Annotated in this window: 2 protein-coding genes; both read right to left on the bottom strand. The window is 48.6% G+C overall.

Annotated elements, in window-relative coordinates:
• Nucleotides 1-76, bottom strand: a 76-nt coding sequence (locus FDX22_RS31620; protein WP_255433005.1) for a hypothetical protein, incomplete at its 3' end; no start/stop codon positions are given.
• A gap of 10 nt (nucleotides 77-86) precedes the next feature.
• Nucleotides 87-208, bottom strand: a 122-nt coding sequence (locus tag FDX22_RS31615) for a hypothetical protein (protein WP_255433004.1), incomplete at its 5' end; no start/stop codon positions are given.

Here is a 208-nt window from a genome sequence, read left to right as displayed (position 1 = left end):
GGCGATTCCATACCTCAAGGTCTTTATCATCTTCAATCTTGTTCCAGTTGATGGCGCTGACGCGAGATAGTTTCATTTGGTTCTCCTTACAGTGCGCATGACACGCAACCCTCAATTTCGGTGCCTTCCAGCGCCAACTGGCGTAACCGGATGTAGTACAACGATTTGATACCCTTACGCCAGGCGTAGATCTGTGCCTTGTTGATAT

Origin of the sequence: Citrobacter sp. TBCS-14, from assembly GCF_005280805.1 — a bacterium.
In the GTDB taxonomy this organism is placed as follows: domain Bacteria; phylum Pseudomonadota; class Gammaproteobacteria; order Enterobacterales; family Enterobacteriaceae; genus Citrobacter; species Citrobacter gillenii.
Note: the sequence above shows the minus strand (reverse complement) of the source record. Positions and strands in the feature narration are given on the sequence as shown.